The sequence below is a fragment of the Maribacter sp. genome, from assembly GCF_039974175.1.
Lineage (GTDB): Bacteria > Bacteroidota > Bacteroidia > Flavobacteriales > Flavobacteriaceae > Maribacter_C.
In genome coordinates, this window is record NZ_JBDWJN010000003.1 from 686488 (window position 1) to 703565 (window position 17078).

Sequence of the window (17078 nt, forward strand, 5' to 3'; positions counted from 1 at the left end):
TGTTAAGCCAAACTCATCAAATACTTCTTTGGCGTTGTGCCATATCTCTTTTTAAAGGCAGCTATAAAATGACTTGCAGTGCTATAACCTACTTTTAGTCCAACCTCATTGACATTGTGTTGGCCCGTTTCCAACATTTTTCGAGCGTATTCCATCTTGTAATCAAAGAGAAAACTGAAAACCGAATCGCCATATACCTGTTTGAAGCCTTCTTTCAGTTTTTTTAGCGAAAGTCCGATCTCATCCGATAATTCAGCCAGGGTTGGAGGTTCGGCCATTCGTGAGATCATAATTTCCTTCGCTTGTCGGATACGCCTAACATTATCCTCATCTACCAAAAATGGGCATTGTTCTATATCTGCATCCGTACCTTTGTTAAAATACAGTGAAATCAGTTCATACACCTTTCCCTTAATATATAATTCCTTTATAGATGGATGTAAGTTGTAGTTCATTATTTGACTTAGCACTACAGCAATTGCTGGGCTCACACCCTCTTGGGTATAGTATTTTTTATCTCTATTCTCTTCACTTAAAAAAGGAATGTAGTTCGCTTCTTTGGAAAAAAGAGAATGAAATTTTCGAATGGTCATTACTACAGAAACAAGCCAAGAATTTGCATTGAGTTCTAAGTTCAGGGGCAAATCCATTTGGGTATTGTAGAGCAAAAGCGAATTTTCTTCAGAAACTTCCAAGGCATAACGACCCTGATTAAAAACGAATTTGGCGTTGCCCTTCAAACAGAAATGAAACTGAATAAACGAACTATCTATTTCACGACTAACCTTCTGAATACGAGCAGTATCGTTCTGAATTTTAAGCACATAAAACCCATCTTCAATTAAAACTTCATGGAATGAACCTTCAGCGACATTTTTTACCTCCATAAGAACATATATTTAATTCATTTTATTTAGAAACGTTCTAAATAAAATGAAGTCAATCATCCGATAACCGTATAAAAATAGTGCTATTCGACGGAAATACATCAAAATACGTCTAAAAATACCCTTATCGACATTAATTGTTCCGCTAGCGTTACTTTTTTAACCTTCATGAACTTATTTTTGCTGTCGTTCGCGTAAACTGCATGAAGGATTATCACATTTCAAGACACAATTCTTTTTACACCATAGGCCTTAACTACAAAAAGGCAGATGCTGAACTCCGCGGTCGTTTCAGTATGGAAGCCGCCCAGATGAGTTCGCTTCTGGAAGACGCTAAAGAACAGGGTATAGACGGACTTTTAGCAACTTCTACCTGCAATCGAACTGAGTTGCACGGTTTTGCGCAACATCCCTTTCAATTGATTAAACTACTTTGTCAGCATACCCAGGGTACTGTTGAAGAATTTCAAGAGGTGGCCTATGTGTACAAGAACAATGATGCTATCGGTCATTTGTTTAAAGTAGGTACCGGACTCGACAGTCAGATACTCGGAGATTTCGAAATTGTCAGTCAGCTAAAACAGAGTTTTAATCGTTCTAAAAAAGCGGGTATCGCGAATCCGTTTATTGAGCGTTTGTGCAATTCGGTCATTCAAGCGAGCAAACGTATTAAAAACGAAACCGAAATTTCTTCTGGGGCTACATCAGTAGCTTTCGCTTCTGTACAATTCATACTTAAGAACGTTCCAGAGATATCACATAAAAATATCCTCCTTTTTGGCACTGGAAAAATAGGAAGAAATACCTGTGAAAACCTTATAAAACATACAAAAAACCCGCACATAACGTTGATTAACCGCACTAGAGACAAAGCGGAAAAAATCGCGGGAAAGTTCAATCTTACGGTAAAAGACTTTGGCGATTTACAGACCGAAATTAGGAAGGCAGATGTTCTGGTGGTTGCCACAGGAGCACATTCACCTACGATCTCGAAAGAACTTATTTATACGAAGAAACCACTACTGATACTTGATTTATCGATACCCAAAAATGTTGCAGACAACGTCATAGATTTAGATAATGTTACAACGATACATTTGGATCATCTTTCACAAATGACTGATGAGACTTTAGAGCGTCGCAAACAGTTTATTCCACACGCCGAAGCCATCATTGAGGAAATAAAAAGTGACTTTATTCAATGGTTGGAAACCCGTAAGTTTGCTCCTGTAATTAAGGCCTTGAAGCAAAAACTAAAAACGATGAAGGAGGAAGAGATGGACTACCAATCTAAAAAGCAAGTAGATTTTAACGAAGAACAGGCAGACCTTATTTCAAATCGTATTATTCAGAAGATTACCAAGCAGTTCGCCAACCACCTCAAAGACGATGCTGTAGATTCAGATACTAGTCTCGCACTGATCAAAGAAGTTTTCCAACTCGAAATTGACAGCCTGCAATGAGCAAGGTGATACGCATCGGTACCCGCGATAGTGAATTAGCACTATGGCAGGCAAATACCGTTAAAGATATGCTCGAAGCCCGGGGTCATCAAACGAAGCTCGTTCCGGTAAAGTCTACTGGCGATATCTTTCTTGACAAACCACTATACGAGTTAGGCATCACCGGCATTTTTACCAAGACCTTAGATCTTGCTATGCTCAACGGCGATATCGATATTGCCGTTCACTCTATGAAGGATGTACCAACCGCTTTACCTAAAGGAATTGTTCAAGCAGCGGTTTTAGAGCGCGCCAACTTCATGGATATTCTTGCGTATAAAGACAATCAGGAATTTCTTGCCCAACCAGATGGCATTATCGCCACCGGAAGCCTTCGTAGAAAAGCACAGTGGTTGAATCGCTATCCAACGCATACTGTTGTCGATCTGCGAGGAAATGTAAATAGTAGACTTGAAAAGTTAAAAAATAACACCTGGAATGGTGCGATCTTCGCTGCTGCAGGATTGGAACGTATTGGAGTAGAACCCGAAGATACCATCGGATTAACCTGGATGGTTCCCGCACCCGCACAGGGAGCTATCATGGTTGTCGCCATGGAAGCTGATGAAGAAATACGGGAGATTTGTGCTGAGTTGAATCACGAAAGAACGGAAATCTGTGTCACACAAGAACGTGAATTTTTGAGATTGTTAGAGGGAGGTTGTACAGCTCCAATTGGAGGTCTTTGCTACATCAACAATGATGATAAAGTTGTTTTGAAAGGCATTTTATTGACTGTTGACGGTTCTAAAAAATTGGAAGCCGAGGTAAGCGCAAGCTTGGGAGAGCATGAACATTTGGGCCGCGATTGTGCAAATAGTATTCTGGCTCGTGGCGGTAAACGCTTGATGAACGAATTGGTAGCGTTAGAACGTCGAGCAACCGTTTTTTCCACTAAAAAATTGACTTCCGAGCAACGTCAATTGTTCGATAAAAGAATGAAAGTTGATTCCGATGATTTCGTTCAAATCTATTCCAACCGTCTGCCGGTAGCATCTTTAAAGAAAGATGTTCAAAACGTTATTATCACTAGCAAGAATGCCGTTGAAGCACTCACTGATAGTGTTGATACCACTACGCTAAAGTTTAAAAATATTTACTGTATAGGTCGTCGTACAAAAAAACTGATTGAGTCTCGAATTGGAAAAGTGGCCCACGCTGCGCCTAATGCAAAAGCTCTGGCTGAACATCTTGTGGAATTTATGGATGGAACAGAAGTCACTTATTTTTGTAGCAATATCCGTTTGGACGAGTTGCCCAATATCTTAGCGGAAAACAATATTCAAGTCAACGAAGTCATAGCCTATAAAACGAAGCAGGCTGCGATAAAAGTACCAGATGGCGTAAAGCGGGTTCTACTATTCAGTCCTTCAGGAGTAGCGAGCTTTTTATCAAAAAATACCGCAGATAAAAGAACAGCCTATTGTATTGGAGAAACAACAGCATCCGAGGCTAGGAAACATTTTACTGATGTTCGTGTGGCCAAGATTCCGACGGTCGAAAGTGTGATTGAGTTGGTGAATGAGAATAACAAGAGTTAAATAAAAGCGTCTTTGCGTGGAGGTTGTACTTCTGCAAGAGAGCGCATGCGGCGAAACGATCTGTTGAAGCTCTGAACAAGATTAAAACAGATAGCCAGATCGCGACAAGCTCCTTACAATGACGAACTAAAATTAAGTATGAGTTTAAAAAACGACCTATTCCTAAAAGCCCTAAAGGGCGAAACCGTTGAAAGACCTCCAGTTTGGATGATGCGACAAGCGGGGCGATATCTCCCGGAATTTATGGAGATCAAAGCCAAGTATGATTTCTTTACCCGATGTCAAACTCCCGAATTGGCTTCCGAAATCACGGTACAGCCCATCCGAAGATATGGTATGGATGCGGCGATTTTATTTTCAGATATTTTGGTGATTCCGCAAGCAATGAACATTGAGGTTGAGATGAAACCTGATTTTGGGCCCTATCTGCCTAACCCCATTCGGTCGCGACAAGATTTGGATTCGGTAATCATACCTGACGTCAATGATACGCTAGGATACGTAATGGATGCTATCAAAGCCACCAAAGAAAAGTTAAACAATGAGGTGCCATTAATCGGTTTTGCAGGTTCTCCGTGGACGATTCTTTGCTATTGTGTTCAAGGTCAAGGCAGCAAAACCTTTGACAAAGCCAAAGAACTTTGTTTTACCCAACCTCTCGTAGCCCATGAATTGTTACAGAAGATAACCGATACTACCATTGCCTATTTAAAAGCAAAAGTGAAGGCCGGCGTAAATGCTGTTCAGGTTTTTGACTCTTGGGGAGGCATGCTTTCTCCCGTAGATTATCAAGAATTTTCATGGCAATACATTCAGCAGATTATTGACGCTTTGAAGAATATAAGCCCAGTAATAGTTTTCGGAAAAGGGTGCTGGTTCGCCTTGGGTGAAATGGCAAAATCGGGTGCTTCTGCCCTAGGTGTCGATTGGACTTGCTCCGCAAGAAATGCGCGCTACCTAACCGGAGGAAACATTACGCTTCAGGGTAATTTTGACCCAGCTCGTTTACTTTCTCCACCTTCTGACATTAAGAAAATGGTACGCCAAATGATCAACGAATTTGGCAAGGATAAATACATTGTAAATTTAGGTCATGGTATTTTACCCAATGTGCCCGTTGATAATGCAAAAGCCTTTATCGATGCCGTAAAGGAGTATAAGACTCTCGTATAGAAGACCAAAAGAGCCACTTGTGTTTATAGAATTTGAAACTTATTATCTAGATGCCATACATGAAAAGTATGCCTGGCGTATCTGTGATTTTTGTACGATAAATGAAGAACGTTTACAGCGATTCTTTCCGAAAACATTAGAACAAAATCTTACTCCCGATCTATCTACCTACTTTGTTGCACGAAAAGTTAAAGCGTTTGAAGCTAAAGAAGAATTCCTATTTGTTTTAAAGGAAAAAGAAAATCATACCCTAATCGGCTTGGTCTATCTTAAAAATCTTGATTGGACAAAGAAGCAAGGCGAACTTGCGTATTGCATTGGCTACCAAGTAGAAGGAAAGGGCTATATGAGCCAAACAATAAAAGCGATTTCTACCTGGGCCTTGGAAGATCTGGAGTTGAAAACCCTTCAAATCATTGTGCATAAAAGCAATCTCGGTAGTATTCGAGTTGCACAAAAATGTGGGTATATTTGGAAAAAGGTGTTGGCTCAGGCACATACTCCCCCAGGGGAAGCACCGCTAGATATGGAACTTTATGAATTGAATTATGAAGGATAAATTCTACGCATATATTCAAGATCTTCAAAACACCATTACTTCAAAACTCGAAGAAGTTGACGGCAAAGCCAAGTTCAAAGAAGATATATGGGAGCGACCCGAAGGAGGTGGAGGAAGAACTCGTGTTATTGAAAAGGGAGCGGTTTTTGAAAAAGGAGGCGTCAATATTTCAAGAGTTCATGGCGCCCTTCCCAAAAGCATGCAAGCCTATTTTGGTGTTGAAGATACCGATTTTTTTGCCTGCGGATTGAGTTTGGTGTTGCATCCGACTAACCCAATGGTTCCGACGGTACATGCAAATTGGCGCTATTTTGAAATGTATAACAAAAATGGAAATATTGTCGATCAATGGTTTGGAGGTGGTCAAGATTTAACACCTTACTATCTCTTTGACGAAGATGCTATTCATTTTCATGCTGTTTGTAAAAGAGCCTGTGATGCACACCATGGTGAATTTCATTCGAAATATAAAAAGCGGTGTGATGACTATTTTTGGAACTCACATCGCAATGAAGCTCGAGGTTTAGGCGGACTATTTTTTGACTATTGCAAAACTACTGATGAGATGCAAATGCAAGATTGGTATGCCTTTGTCACCGAAGTGGGTGATAGCTTTTTAGAAGCTTATGTACCCATCGTTATAAAACGTAAAGATATTGAATTTACTCGGCTTCAGCGTGATTGGCAGGAAATTCGAAGAGGACGATATGTAGAGTTCAATTTGGTTCATGATAAGGGCACTTTATTCGGCCTGAAGACCAATGGGCGTATCGAAAGTATTCTGATGAGTCTGCCCCCACATGTACAATGGCAATATGATCATCAGCCAAAAAAGGGAAGTGAGGAGGCTAAGCTATTGGAGGTATTGAAAAACCCTAGAGAATGGGTTTAATTGCACTTGTCAAAACCAATTGGCAGAATTAAAACCTATAACGCATCGCTATCTACAGATTAACAGGCACGCTATTGAAGTCAAAAACAGGTATAACTACTATAATTTTGTTGTATTCCTTGGCAGGTTTTGCTCAACAAGATTCGGCATATGTTCGAAAATTTCCCGAGAAAGTAACCGTTCGTCTTGGGGTTCAAAATACTTCCAATAGTTTTGTCTTTACCAACACTGAAACCAACGAAATAACTTCCCTTGTTCCAAATGATAAAACCTATCTTGGAATATCATTTCTGTTTAGATCAGTGGAATTAGATCTAGGTTATGCCCCTAATTTCTTTTCCGAGAATCAAGATAACAAGGGTTCAAAACTTTTCACCTTAAACTTTAGAATGTTTATGGGCAAGTGGATGCAAACCTTAGATTTCTACAAGCAAAAGGGATTTTTTTTGGGGAATCTTGAAGAGATTGACTTTTTATCCTTCCCAGAGGCTAGAACATTGAAAATAGGCGGCACAACAAGCTATATCTTTAACGACAAATTCTCTTTCAGAGCCATTGGTTTTCAAAACGAATGGCAGAAAAAAAGTGCCGGTAGCTTTATTCCAAGTTTGTCGATGTACTACACAAGGTTTAATCTTCAAAATACCGGCCTCTTCACGGGAAACCAGGCCATTAACCTTGCACTCGGGCCAGGGTACTATTATAACTGGGTAGTCAAAAAACATATCATACTTGCCGCAGGTATAACCGCAGGGTTTGGAGTTAACTTTACAAAATCATCGGAAAATAATAATTCTGCTTTTTTGTTTCAAACCATGCTACGAACAGCTATAGGTTACAACTCAGAGCATTTCTTTACAGGCTTAAATGTAAGTTTTCAATTTGTAGAGTATGATGCAAACCCAAATACTATCCTTCAAGATGACATTACCTTTGCCGAGATCTATTTAGGCTATCGGTTTAAAGCTCCCAAAAAATGGATAGACAAAGCGGCAAAAGTAAATCGTAAATTTGGATTAGATTAATTCTAGGAAATGTACCGAAAAAACATTCTTCATCTAATTTTGCTTGTTCAAATGTGTTTGGCTGCTTGCAATACCAAAAAAACAAAAAGTGATATTGAGGTGGTTTTCACCCAAGATACTTTGCATGTCGGGTACACTTACTGGTGGCCAAAATCAGGGCCCTTTATTGGGGCTTGTGGCGATGAACTCTCATTGGTATTCGAAGGAACACTGAGAGCACTAAATGAGCCTACCGATGATCCTGGGCCTTTATATACGTCGCAAGAGGGGGTAGTTGAATTGGATAAGGTCTACAAAATCAAAGATCTGGGTGAGAATAGTTATGCCGGGCAAAAATTCTTTATTACAGATTGTTTCCATGAAAGCAATGTAGCCATCGGAGATCGAGTTTTAGTGTTTTGCTATGATTACGAAGGGCAGTATACCATTCCTGGCAAAAATTCCATCCTAAAAATAGATGCCATAGATTTGTCAACGGTAGCGTCTATACGAACCTATATTGATGCTGATCAAAATCCGCTGTCGATTAAAAAGGATCTCGAACTATGGGCGGACTATGGCTTGAAGGAAGACCTACTTGAAATTATTGATTGTAAAGAACAGATGAATAAAGCAATCGAATGAGCTTGATACCTGCTTCATCCGAATATTAATTAACTTTGAATTTAAATTCCAAAGATGTATCCACTCCGAAGAAATAGACGCTTGAGAACCAATGATGCTATTCGACATTTGGTACGAGAAACTATTATTACGCCTAGTGATTTTCTAGTTCCACTTTTCATTGTTGAAGGCAATGATGTAAAGGAAGAGATAGCTTCTATGCCCAACTATTATCGTATGAGTTTAGATCATCTTGAGAAAGAGGTAAAAGAACTGTGGAATATGGGGCTTTGCGCAGTGCTTCTTTTTGTAAAAGTGCCTGATAATTTAAAGGATAATAAGGGTACGGAAGCGCTTAACCCTAACGGTTTGATGCAATTGGCCATCAAAACGGTTAAAAGTGCTTGCCCAGATATGTTGGTCATGACTGATGTTGCATTAGACCCGTTTTCTTCCTTAGGTCATGATGGTATTGTTCAAGACGGGCAGGTATTAAATGATGAGACTTCGGAAATTCTTGCCGAAATGAGTGTTAGCCATGCCGATGCTGGAGCAGATTTCGTAGCGCCTAGTGATATGATGGATGGGCGTATACTGACCATTCGAGAGGCCTTGGAAGATGAAGGCCATATAAACACCGGTATTATGAGCTATAGTGCCAAATATGCTAGTGCCTTTTATGGCCCTTTTCGCGACGCTTTAGATTCCGCACCGGTTGCTATGAAAAATGTGCCCAAAGACAAAAAAACTTATCAAATGGATTCTGCCAATCGTTTCGAAGCCATCGCCGAAACCCAAGCTGATATCGATGAAGGCGCTGATATCGTAATGGTAAAACCGGGATTAGCCTATCTAGATATCGTTCGAGAAATCAGAAATGAAGTTGATGTTCCAGTTGCCGTATATCAGGTTAGTGGAGAATATGCCATGTTAAAAGCGGCCGCCGAAAAAGGATGGCTAGACCATGATGCGGTTATGATGGAGCAATTGATTGCGATCAAAAGAGCAGGAGCCAACATCATTGCTAGTTACTTTGCAAAAGATGCCATTCGGTTGATGTAAGCTGCTTTTGTTCATTTCTAAAGTACTCGACAAACCATTGGTCACCAAAATTGTCTATCTGAGCTCTCGATCGCTTCGGGCGATAAAGGGTTACTATAAAACTCTCAAAAATGAGAAAACCATTTTTTATACTATTTGGTTTATTGTGTGTTATGGGCTTTGCACAGGAGGCCACTGGGCCAAAAATGCTCATTTCTGACCTCAACGTACTCACTCATGCCAACCCCTCTGAAGTACATTTAGATTCTACCTATATCCACGCCAAAGTGGATTCCATTATTACAAAAGGAATAATTATGGAGGCTTTCCCCGGAGCACAAATTTTGGTCGCTAAGGACTCAAAAATTATTTTCCATAAGGCCTACGGTTTTCATACCTATGATAGTATTCAACGGGTCGCTTTAGATGATATTTACGATTTGGCATCGGTTACTAAAATTACCGGCCCTTTGCCCGCTCTTATGAAATTGGTGGATGAAGGAAAACTTGATTTAGACAAACCGTTTAGCACCTATTGGAAGCCTTGGATTAAAGTATCGGACAAGAAAGCACTAACGCTTAGGGAAATTCTAGCCCATCAAGCAGGATTGACACCGTATATCGTTTTTCTGAATACCGTGCTTAAAAAGAATGGGGGTATCAAAAAACGTTTTGTAAGAAGGGGGCCGAAACGAGGATATGAAAAGCAAGCCTATGACGAATTATATATCAAAAACAACTTCAATCGAAAAATGTACCGAATCATCAATCGGTCGAAAGTATCAGAAGAAAAGAAGTATACATATTCTGGCTTAACTTTTCTGATTTTCCCGAAACTGATCGAACAATTAACGGGTCAATCGTATGAAAACTACCTTGAGCGTACTTTCTATCGGCCACTTGGAGCCACTACCATGGGGTTTCGACCTAAAACAAAAGGATACATCAACCAAATCGTACCCACCGAGGAGGACACCCTATTCCGCCATACACTTACACGAGCCTGGGTGCACGATGAAAATGCCTCTTTATTAGGTGGGGTTTCTGGTAATGCCGGGTTATTTGCTACAGCCACCGACTTGGCCAAACTCATGCAAATGTATATGCAATATGGCAACTACAATGGCAAAAGATATATTTCCGAAGCCACCCTAAGGGAATTTGTAAAGGTGCAATATCCCGACAACGAAAATCGCAGAGGACTGGGCTTTGACAAGCCTTCTTTAGATAATAGCGCACTTGCTTTTTCTGAGGCCTATCCTGCACCAGAAGTAAGTGCAGAAAGTTTTGGACACTCTGGTTTTACGGGTACATTCGTTTGGGCCGATCCAGAAAACCAATTAGTATATATTTTTCTTTCCAATCGCGTAAACCCTACTAGAGATCATCGCAATTTGTACAAACTTAAAATACGGGAAGCCGTGCAACAGGTGTTTTACCAAGCATCCTTGCCCATAGATTGAACAGGTTTATATACTGATTTAATTGGTATCTTCGCATTTTAAAACCAGACTACATGGGCTTGCTGATTTTTTACGCTGTAATTTCCATTTTCTTCTCTTTTCTCTGCTCTATTTTGGAAGCTGTCCTTTTGAGCGTAAATCCTACCTTTATTAACGTCAAGAAAAAGGAAGGAAAAGTCTATGCGACAACTTTGGAAGAACTTAAAAAGGATGTCGATAAACCACTAATTGCCATTCTAACACTCAATACCATAGCGCATACTGTCGGTGCTATTTTGGTAGGTGTGCAAGCGAAAGCGGCCTATGCCCAGCTGTATGGTACTACAACACGGTCTTTTCTTGGCATCGAGTTTACTGAAGATTTGATGGTCGGTGTCGTATCTACGATAATGACTATCTTGATTTTGGTTGCCTCCGAGATTATACCCAAAACAATTGGAGCCACTTACTGGAAGCAACTGTCAAATTTTACCGCAAAAACCTTACGCATTATGGTCTTGGCGTTAAAATATACCGGTTTGCTTTGGGTACTACAACTGTTTACAAAATTGGTTGGTGGAAAAGGGCATCATGGCAGTGCGCTTAGTAGGGAAGATTTTACGGCTATGGCTGATATTGCACATGAGGACGGTGTTTTCGAAAAATCTGAATCTACAATAATCAAGAATCTATTGCAATTTGATGAAGTATTGGTAAAAGATGTTATGACCCCCCGGGCCGTGGTAAAGATAGCTTCTGAAGACCAAACCGTACAGGAGTTCTTCAATGAGAATCCTAAACTCCGCTTTTCGAGGATTCCGGTGTATAGTCAAAAAGAAGATCATATAACAGGTTTTGTGCTTAAAAACAATGTGCTTGAGGAAATGGTCAATGGTAATGGCGAAATACCTTTAGCTGAGATTCGCCGAGAAATCTTGATTACAAAGCGCAATACGCCAATTCCGGTACTTTTTGACACCCTCATTCGAAGAAGAATCCATATTGCGCTTGTTGTTGATGAATACGGTTCTGTGAGTGGCCTAGTTACCATGGAAGACATTATTGAGACGCTATTAGGCTTAGAAATAATGGACGAAAGTGATAATGTGGCTGATTTGCAAGAGTTAGCTCGAAAGAATTGGGAAATCAGAGCGAAAAAATCAGGACTTCTAGATAACGAAACCAAAGAAGAATGATACCATGGAAACCGCCTATATATCGACTCCTCTGGGAACGGCAAAATTAGAAGGCACCCAAGATGGGCTATCTGTAGTATCGGTATTGAACACTGAAAAGCATCTTACATCCGTGATTCCTATTGTGCTTGAAGAGGCGGCCTGCCAGTTACAGCAATATTTTGCAGGAGAACGTAAAAAATTCGATCTTCAATTAAATCCACAGGGCACCCCTTTTCAAAAAGGCGTTTGGGAGCAACTACTCCATATTCCCTATGGAAAAACCCTGTCGTACTTAGAACTTTCCAAAAAACTGGGCGATGTAAAAGCCATTCGGGCCGTGGCGGCCGCAAATGGAAAGAACCCTTTGTGGATTATTGTCCCCTGTCATCGTGTAATTGGAAGCGATGGATCCTTAACTGGTTATGCAGGAGGATTACATCGAAAAAAGTGGTTGTTGGATCACGAAAATCCTGTAAAACAGCAAACGCTATTTTGAATTTTAAAGACTGCTTGGTCTGTGTGCATAAACTGGATGGAATTAGATTTTGATTTCGCTGCATTTAATCGATAAAACCTTTTGACTTATAGGTTATTGAAATAATTACCTCTGCTTTTCTAAGCCTAAACCGACTCACAAGTCGGTTCTATTCTTTTGGGAAATAGGTAATTCGTCGAGACTCAAATCTCAAATTTTGTATCTTGTTTTCCACAAAAATTGTATATCCAATTAGCAGTAGATGTTACATAAAGTCAATTTAGCACATATTCTTTTTCTCGATATAGAAACAGTACCTGAAACAGCGTCTTTTGCCGAACTCGATGTTGAAAAACAAGCCCTTTGGGATCAGAAATCGAAATACCAGCGCAAAGATGAATTTACACCCGAAGAATTTTACGAACGCGCAGGAATTTGGGCCGAATTCGGAAAAATTATCTGTATTTCAGTGGGTTATTTCAATTTTAAAGGAACTATACGCACATTTAGAACCACTACCTTTCATGGCGATGAGAAACAACTACTACAGGAGTTCAAAAATCTTCTAAATACTCATTTTAGCACAAGTAAACACTTGTTATGTGGTCACAATGCTAAAGAATTTGATTTCCCTTATATCGCTAGACGAATGATCATACATAAACTAGAACTGCCTTACAAGTTAAATCTCTTTGGTAAAAAACCATGGGAGATTCCGCATCTAGATACTATGGAACTATGGAAATTTGGGGATTATAAACATTTCACTTCCCTTAAACTATTGGCAAACATATTGGGTATTCCATCGCCTAAAGATGATATTGATGGTAGTCAAGTTCGACACGTATACTATGAGGAAAATGATATTGACCGTATTATCACCTACTGTGAAAAAGACGTAATAACCACAGCTCAGGTACTTTTAAGATTACGTGGAGAAGAATTACTAGATCTTACAGAAATAAAGAAGGTCTAAACAGCAGCAAAGTTTAGCGGTTTTATATATTTGACATCTGAAAACGCCCCCAATATGAAGTATTTCCCTTTTGTCGCATTATTGTTTCTTTTCGTTTCATGTAATGGTGATAAGAAAGCTGAGAAAATAGACTTCAAGGCACAAAACGAAGAAGAAATTTCCAAATACATCACTGACAATAAATTAGTTGCACAAAGAAGTGATTCTGGTTTGTATTATATTATCGATGATACAGGTACAGGAGCGCAGCCGTCAGCTGCCTCAAATGTTACCGTCGCTTATAAAGGATACTTTTTAGATGGATCGGTATTTGACGAAAGCGATGCGCAGGGTATTTCTTTTGGCCTGCAACAGGTCATAAATGGTTGGACAGAAGGCATCCCCTATTTTAAAGTAGGTGGTAACGGCTTACTTCTAGTACCCGCTCATTTGGGATACGGTAGTTTTGATAAAAGAGGAATTCCGGGCGGTTCAGTACTTATATTCGAAGTGAAATTGCTCTCAGTGAACAACTGATCCTTTCTTCAAACTACTAGCCGTTATACTTCAATTGTATATAAACAGGAAAGTGGTCACTATAACCCCCGATGTATTTTCTTCCTGCATAGGTTCTATAGGGGGTGCCCTTGTATTTTCCTTTAAACTCGGTTAAGAAAGCTTCGTCAAAGATATTCGCATGGGCAAAACTGTGAGTCCCTTTTTCGTAATTCAATAAATTGTGAGAAACCAAAATTTGGTCAAACAGCATCCAGGTTTTCCGGTAATTAGCACTTCCCCGTTCAGGATTAAGTAGTTTTTCCATCGGATTATATAAATGCTTCGACTGCATAAGCGATTGAATACTTTCTGAATTTGGGCCATCGTTAAAATCGCCCATTACAATGTAATTGGGGTTTTCAATTTTTTCATCAATATGGGCCATATATTCTTTAATAGTTTCAGCAGCCTTCAGGCGTTTATAGCTTGTTTCGTCGTTACCATCTCTACGGGAAGGCCAATGATTGACAAAAATGTGAACCTCCTCATTATTTAATTTCCCTTTTACATAAAGAATATCACGTGTGGTATCGCGTCTACCGTCTTTTTCAAAAATCATCAAAGTGATGGGTTCTGAATACAATACTTCAAAAATTGATTTTCGGTAAATCAGTGCCGTATCGATACCTCGCTCATCTGGCGAATCGTAATGAACATAGGAATAATCGATATTGCGAAGGGGTTCTGCATTAATTAAATCTTGAACAACCCGCTCATTCTCTACCTCCGCAATACCCAGTATTACTGGTGGGTTTTTGGTAGTTTTATCTCCGATTTCTGAAATGGTCTTAGCTAATTTATACAACTTGCGCTTGTAACGCCTCATTGACCATTTTTTAAAACCCTTAGGTGTGAATTCGTCATCCAAAGTATCAGGATCGTCCTCGGTATCGAACAAATTTTCTAGATTGTAAAAGCCTATCGTAAAAATGTCCTTTCCCTTTTTCTTCTTTAAAAATGAGAAAATCATGGTTTTTCTTGTTGGGGAGTCAAATTTACAAAAATCGTTACCTAGATTTGCACTTTAAATTAGGTTTATGCTTGAAAAGAAGTCCATAGATTATGAAAGAGCGGTTCTTATCGGTATTATGAACCGCGAGCAGAATGAGGAAAAGGTAAACGAGTATTTAGACGAGCTTGAATTTTTAACCTACACGGCGGGAGGGGAAGTACTCAAGCGCTTTGTACAACGAATGGATGTGCCCAACCCTAAAACTTTAATAGGGAGCGGTAAAATGCTAGAAGTGGAGGCCTATGTTGAAGCAAACGAAATCGGTTCAGTTATTTTTGATGATGAATTAAGTCCGGCACAGCAACGCAATATAGAAAAGCAATTGCGATGTAAAATTATTGATCGTACTAGCCTCATTCTCGATATTTTCGCACAGCGTGCTCAAACAAGCTATGCACGAACGCAGGTCGAATTGGCCCAATATGAATATCTACTTCCAAGACTAACCGGACTTTGGACACACCTAGAACGTCAAAAAGGGGGTATCGGTATGCGCGGCCCTGGTGAAACTGAAATTGAAACCGATAGGCGTATCGTTCGTGATCGCATTTCGCTTTTGAAAAAGAAATTGACCAAAATAGATCGCCAGATGGAAACCCAACGTGGTAATCGTGGTGCTTTGGTACGTGTTGCACTGGTAGGGTATACCAATGTGGGAAAATCAACCTTAATGAACGTCATCAGTAAAAGCAAGGTCTTTGCCGAAAATAAGCTTTTCGCTACTTTAGACACCACCGTTCGAAAAGTTGTATTGGGTAACCTTCCTTTTTTGCTAAGTGATACCGTAGGGTTTATTCGCAAACTTCCTACCCAACTCGTTGAGAGTTTCAAAAGCACCTTAGACGAAGTGCGTGAAGCTGACCTCTTATTACATGTTGTAGATATCTCTCATCCACAATTCGAAGAGCACATTGAATCGGTAAACAAGATTTTGGCAGAGATTAAAAGTGCCGATAAGAAAATAATCATGGTCTTTAACAAGATCGATCAGTATGAACATGAGACTATCGATGAAGATGATCTGGTTACCGAGAAGATCGCTAAACATTTCACAATCGAAGAATGGAAAAAAACCTGGATGCAAAAAGTTGGTAATCGTGCTCTTTTTATTTCTGCTTTAAACAGAGAGAACCTAGACGAGTTTAGAAAAAAAGTCTATAAGGAAGTGCGTGATATCCATGTAACCCGCTTTCCTTACAATAACTTTCTATACCCTGAACATTTAGACGAGTATTAGTTGGGCGCGAACCCAAGTACTTGAGCTTATGCATTTCGCAATATCTTTTTGTAAATAGACAAAAAGTAGATCGAATCTAACAAGTGCGAATACCATGTAGATCATAGCATCTTATTGTGCATTTCGTCGAAGAAATAAAACCTCTTATATTTTTCACAACATGCTAAGCCTACTTCACAACAATAATTTCGAGAAATCGTAAAGCTGATATACATTTACATTGTAATTAAGTGATAGCATTGATCCCAAATCGAATCTTGAACTTAACTGAAAATCAAACGTATCGATCCCAAATCAATACTTGAAGCCTATAAATATTTAGCATACCAAACCCAATTAACCAAACCTACTTTGATAAAAATGTCCTCCAAATCGGAGGGCTTTTTTATCTTATTGATCAGTCTTTCTTGCAGCCTCGTTTTTTAATCGTTCTGCTTCTCTTTGCAGGCGTTCTGCCTCGCGCATTTTTCGTTCCGCATCTCGCATGAGTTGTTCAGCTTCCCTTTCCAGACGTTCCTCATCTCGTTTTAGTCGCTCCTCCTCGCGTTTCTCCTCAGATTTTCCTGAAGTATAGTTCTTAATATTTTTAGTAATCGTTTTCAACTTGTTGAACATGGAAGAAGAGACCAGTACCTTATCTACAAAGATTCTTAGACTGCCATCATCTACCTTAATTTCATAAGCAGTGTCACCGTTATATTCTATTTTCCAAAGCTGTTTGCTGCCGGAAATTTTCATGTTCCGATCTCCTAATTCTTCTTTCAAATACTTTCTTATTTTCACGGTTTTACGCTCAGGAAACTTTGCCCTAACCTTAAAAGTATCATCAGAATCACTTGTGGAGAAATACATGTTTTCAGCTCCAGAAAAAGAAATGTCTCCGTCGAATGAAAATGATATCTCATTATCTGTCTCTTTAGAGCTGGCCTCCTCTTGCGCGAAAGTATTAAAAATGCCTACTAACACGCTTAATAATATATATACTAAAGTTCTCATGA

17 protein-coding genes are annotated in these 17078 nt (G+C 39.6%); 14 read left to right on the forward strand and 3 right to left on the reverse strand.

Features of this window, described 5'->3' with window-relative positions; genetic code table 11:
* Positions 1–2: 2 nt before the first annotated feature.
* Positions 3–887, reverse strand: coding sequence for an AraC family transcriptional regulator (locus tag ABJN95_RS04080; RefSeq protein ID WP_348368723.1), 885 nt, complete (start codon positions 885–887; stop codon positions 3–5).
* Between the two features lie 203 nt (positions 888–1090).
* Here ABJN95_RS04080 and hemA point away from each other — a divergent pair, with 203 nt between their 5' ends.
* From hemA to ABJN95_RS04145, 13 genes are all read left to right on the forward strand, one after another.
* Positions 1091–2350 carry a glutamyl-tRNA reductase gene (gene hemA / locus ABJN95_RS04085; protein ID WP_348368724.1) on the forward strand — a complete coding sequence of 420 codons (1260 nt, stop codon included), beginning with the start codon at positions 1091–1093 and terminating at the stop codon, positions 2348–2350.
* Complete coding sequence (gene hemC / locus ABJN95_RS04090; protein WP_348368725.1) at positions 2347–3930, forward strand: hydroxymethylbilane synthase; 1584 nt, start codon at positions 2347–2349, stop codon at positions 3928–3930. The genes hemA and hemC overlap by 4 nt, the downstream gene beginning before the upstream one ends.
* A 138-nt stretch (positions 3931–4068) precedes the next feature.
* Positions 4069–5103: a uroporphyrinogen decarboxylase gene (gene hemE, locus ABJN95_RS04095; RefSeq protein ID WP_348368726.1), complete on the forward strand. Its 1035-nt coding sequence runs from the start codon at positions 4069–4071 to the stop codon at positions 5101–5103.
* 19 nt (positions 5104–5122) lie between these two features.
* Positions 5123–5662, forward strand: a complete 540-nt coding sequence (locus ABJN95_RS04100; protein WP_348368727.1) for a GNAT family N-acetyltransferase — start codon at positions 5123–5125, stop codon at positions 5660–5662.
* The gene (gene hemF, locus ABJN95_RS04105; protein WP_348368728.1) at positions 5652–6554 is read left to right on the forward strand and encodes an oxygen-dependent coproporphyrinogen oxidase; all 903 of its coding nucleotides are present in this window, start codon (positions 5652–5654) and stop codon (positions 6552–6554) included. The genes ABJN95_RS04100 and hemF overlap by 11 nt, the downstream gene beginning before the upstream one ends.
* A 74-nt stretch (positions 6555–6628) precedes the next feature.
* Positions 6629–7579, forward strand: coding sequence for a DUF4421 family protein (locus ABJN95_RS04110; protein WP_348368729.1), 951 nt, complete (start codon positions 6629–6631; stop codon positions 7577–7579).
* Between the two features lie 9 nt (positions 7580–7588).
* Positions 7589–8203, forward strand: a complete 615-nt coding sequence (locus ABJN95_RS04115; protein WP_348368730.1) for a hypothetical protein — start codon at positions 7589–7591, stop codon at positions 8201–8203.
* 54 nt (positions 8204–8257) lie between these two features.
* Complete coding sequence (gene hemB, locus ABJN95_RS04120) at positions 8258–9244, forward strand: porphobilinogen synthase (protein WP_348368731.1); 987 nt, start codon at positions 8258–8260, stop codon at positions 9242–9244.
* Positions 9245–9354: 110 nt separating this feature from the next.
* Positions 9355–10686 (forward strand): serine hydrolase, encoded by a 1332-nt coding sequence (locus ABJN95_RS04125; RefSeq protein ID WP_348368732.1) that lies wholly within the window; start codon positions 9355–9357, stop codon positions 10684–10686.
* A gap of 53 nt (positions 10687–10739) precedes the next feature.
* Entirely contained in the window at positions 10740–11861 is a 1122-nt protein-coding gene (locus ABJN95_RS04130) for a hemolysin family protein (protein ID WP_348368733.1), read from the forward strand.
* A 4-nt stretch (positions 11862–11865) separates the two neighbouring features.
* Positions 11866–12339 (forward strand): methylated-DNA--[protein]-cysteine S-methyltransferase, encoded by a 474-nt coding sequence (locus tag ABJN95_RS04135; RefSeq protein WP_348368734.1) that lies wholly within the window; start codon positions 11866–11868, stop codon positions 12337–12339.
* A 241-nt stretch (positions 12340–12580) separates the two neighbouring features.
* On the forward strand, positions 12581–13294 hold the full coding sequence (locus tag ABJN95_RS04140) for a 3'-5' exonuclease (RefSeq protein ID WP_348368735.1): 714 nt from the start codon (positions 12581–12583) through the stop codon (positions 13292–13294).
* Positions 13295–13348: 54 nt separating this feature from the next.
* Complete coding sequence (locus ABJN95_RS04145) at positions 13349–13810, forward strand: FKBP-type peptidyl-prolyl cis-trans isomerase (RefSeq protein WP_348368736.1); 462 nt, start codon at positions 13349–13351, stop codon at positions 13808–13810.
* Positions 13811–13826: 16 nt separating this feature from the next.
* On the opposite strand, the gene ABJN95_RS04150 is transcribed toward ABJN95_RS04145, so the two are convergent.
* A complete protein-coding gene (locus ABJN95_RS04150; RefSeq protein WP_348368737.1) occupies positions 13827–14801 on the reverse strand; it encodes an endonuclease/exonuclease/phosphatase family protein in 975 nt (324 codons plus the stop codon).
* 67 nt (positions 14802–14868) lie between these two features.
* Here ABJN95_RS04150 and hflX point away from each other — a divergent pair, with 67 nt between their 5' ends.
* Positions 14869–16080, forward strand: a complete 1212-nt coding sequence (gene hflX, locus ABJN95_RS04155; protein ID WP_348368738.1) for a GTPase HflX — start codon at positions 14869–14871, stop codon at positions 16078–16080.
* 390 nt (positions 16081–16470) lie between these two features.
* Here hflX and ABJN95_RS04160 read toward each other — a convergent pair whose 3' ends face one another.
* On the reverse strand, positions 16471–17076 hold the full coding sequence (locus tag ABJN95_RS04160) for a hypothetical protein (RefSeq protein ID WP_348368739.1): 606 nt from the start codon (positions 17074–17076) through the stop codon (positions 16471–16473).
* Positions 17077–17078: the final 2 nt, after the last annotated feature.

What these genes read in the sequence shown, in the direction of transcription:
- hemE (WP_348368726.1), top strand. Translation starts at nt 4,069, where the DNA reads ATGAGTTTAAAAAACGACCTATTCCTAAAAGCCCTAAAGGGCGAAACC.
- ABJN95_RS04115 (WP_348368730.1), top strand. Translation starts at nt 7,589, where the DNA reads ATGTACCGAAAAAACATTCTTCATCTAATTTTGCTTGTTCAAATGTGT.
- ABJN95_RS04145 (WP_348368736.1), top strand. Translation starts at nt 13,349, where the DNA reads ATGAAGTATTTCCCTTTTGTCGCATTATTGTTTCTTTTCGTTTCATGT.
- ABJN95_RS04135 (WP_348368734.1), top strand. Translation starts at nt 11,866, where the DNA reads ATGGAAACCGCCTATATATCGACTCCTCTGGGAACGGCAAAATTAGAA.
- hemC (WP_348368725.1), top strand. Translation starts at nt 2,347, where the DNA reads ATGAGCAAGGTGATACGCATCGGTACCCGCGATAGTGAATTAGCACTA.
- hemA (WP_348368724.1), top strand. Translation starts at nt 1,091, where the DNA reads ATGAAGGATTATCACATTTCAAGACACAATTCTTTTTACACCATAGGC.
- ABJN95_RS04160 (WP_348368739.1), bottom strand. Translation starts at nt 17,076, where the DNA reads ATGAGAACTTTAGTATATATATTATTAAGCGTGTTAGTAGGCATTTTT.
- ABJN95_RS04130 (WP_348368733.1), top strand. Translation starts at nt 10,740, where the DNA reads ATGGGCTTGCTGATTTTTTACGCTGTAATTTCCATTTTCTTCTCTTTT.
- hemF (WP_348368728.1), top strand. Translation starts at nt 5,652, where the DNA reads ATGAAGGATAAATTCTACGCATATATTCAAGATCTTCAAAACACCATT.
- ABJN95_RS04080 (WP_348368723.1), bottom strand. Translation starts at nt 887, where the DNA reads ATGGAGGTAAAAAATGTCGCTGAAGGTTCATTCCATGAAGTTTTAATT.
- hemB (WP_348368731.1), top strand. Translation starts at nt 8,258, where the DNA reads ATGTATCCACTCCGAAGAAATAGACGCTTGAGAACCAATGATGCTATT.
- ABJN95_RS04150 (WP_348368737.1), bottom strand. Translation starts at nt 14,801, where the DNA reads ATGATTTTCTCATTTTTAAAGAAGAAAAAGGGAAAGGACATTTTTACG.
- ABJN95_RS04125 (WP_348368732.1), top strand. Translation starts at nt 9,355, where the DNA reads ATGAGAAAACCATTTTTTATACTATTTGGTTTATTGTGTGTTATGGGC.
- hflX (WP_348368738.1), top strand. Translation starts at nt 14,869, where the DNA reads ATGCTTGAAAAGAAGTCCATAGATTATGAAAGAGCGGTTCTTATCGGT.
- ABJN95_RS04140 (WP_348368735.1), top strand. Translation starts at nt 12,581, where the DNA reads ATGTTACATAAAGTCAATTTAGCACATATTCTTTTTCTCGATATAGAA.